This is a genomic window from Methylobacterium sp. CCH5-D2, from assembly GCF_001556475.1.
GTDB lineage: Bacteria > Pseudomonadota > Alphaproteobacteria > Rhizobiales > Beijerinckiaceae > Methylobacterium > Methylobacterium hispanicum.
Map to the genome: position 1 here is coordinate 1 of NZ_LSIX01000736.1, position 1,714 is coordinate 1,714.

The window sequence follows — 1,714 nt, forward strand, 5'->3', positions numbered from 1 at the left end:
CCTCGGGGCCGTGTCGCGCCTCTGCGGTCGCTCGTCGCCCGCCACGCTGATCTCGCGGTAATCGCGCATCCTCACTCCTCATGGCGTAGCCCCGATCCCTGCCGGGATCGGGGCTTCTCGCGTGGATCCGCCCTCAGCCGGCGCGTCTCAGGGGGCGGGTGGACTCGGTCCCGGTGGTCGCCGGCTCGAACAGGCCGAGGGGCAGACGGACCACCGGGCCGGCGGCCCGGGGCACGAGCCGCCGCACCGAGGTCGAGACCGGGGCGGGCGCCGCTGGCGCATCGATCGGGCGACAGAGGCGGGGCAGCGTCACGGTGACGCTCGTGCCGATCTCCGGCGCGCTCTCGATGGCGATCGAGCCGCCGTGCAGGCCGACGAGGCCCTGCACCACCGAGAGGCCGAGGCCCGTGCCCTCGTGCGCCCGCTTGTAGTCGCTGCCGCCGCCCTGGAAGAACGGTGTGCCGAGACGGGGCAGGTCGGCCTCGCGGATGCCAGCGCCGGTATCCGACACGGCGATCTCGAGTCCCGCGCCGGTGCGCCGCAGCGCCACCTCGACCCGGCCGCCGCGGGCGGTGAACTTCACGGCGTTCGACAGGAGGTTGATCAGGATCTGGCGGCAGGCGCGCGGGTCGGCCGTGATCTCCACGGGACCGCCCGCGGCCGGCGGCACCAGGGCGATCCCGGCGGCGTCCGCGCGCAGCCGCATCAGGTCGCAGCAGCTGCGCACGAGGTCGGCGACGTCGGTCGGCTCCGGCGCGTAGTCGAAGTTGCCGCTCTGGATCCGGCTCATGTCGAGGAGCGAGTTGACCACGTCGAGGAGGTGGCGGCCCGACGTCGCGATGATCCCGGCATATTCCCGCGCCTGCTCGGACCCCAGCGTGCCCGCCCCGGCGCCCCCCAGCACCTCGGAGAAGCCGATGATGGCGTTGAGCGGCGTGCGCAGCTCGTGCGTGACGTTGGCCAGGAACCGGCTCTTGATCTCGTTGGCCCGCTCCGCCTCGGCGCGGGCGCGCTCCAGCTCCTCCGCGTGCCGGCGGTGCTCGGTGACGTCGCGGGTGACGGCCACGACCCCGAATTCCACTCCGCCGCCCGCGACCGCGCCCTCCACCCCGCGCGCGATCCGGTGGGCGCGCATCTCGGCGTGGATCAGGCGGGCGCCGTCCGTGCGGTCGGCGGTCGCCTCGACGTGGAGGCGGAACGGCACGGTGGCGGGCCGGCCGGTCGCCGCGACGTCGCTCAGCGCCTGCAGGAAGGCCGGGCGGTCGGCCACGTGCACCCGCTCCAGGAGGCCGTGGGCGCGCAAGGCGCCGGCCTCGACGCCGAGGAAGCGGGCGGCCGAGGCGCCGGCCTCGATGACGCGGCCGTTGACGTCGTGCCAGGTGACGAGGTCGTCGATCGCCGAGAGCAGCAGGCGGTCGCGCGCCTCGTTGTCCTGCAGGCGCCGGCGCACCCGGCCCTCGTGCCGCAGGTGGCCGACGAGCTGGGCCGCGACGTGGCCGATCGCCGTGATCACGAAGACCGGCATGGCGACGGAGACCGAGAGGTCGAGCACGGGGCCGGCCGGCATCCAGCTCCCGGCGCAGGCCACGACCAGCGCGCCGAGCGCCGCGATCCCCGCGGCCGAGATCGCCGAGCGCTTCGAGCCCGAGATCGCGGCCTCCAGCGGGATCGCCACCAGCCAGACCGCGGCGGCCGAACCCGCCCCGCCCGTGAG

1 protein-coding gene is annotated in these 1,714 nt (G+C 75.4%); it reads right to left on the reverse strand.

Annotated features, from left to right (window positions below):
• Positions 1-133: 133 nt before the first annotated feature.
• A partial coding sequence (locus AX737_RS19490; RefSeq protein WP_066924274.1) for an ATP-binding protein occupies positions 134-1,714 on the reverse strand: 1,581 nt, incomplete at its 5' end.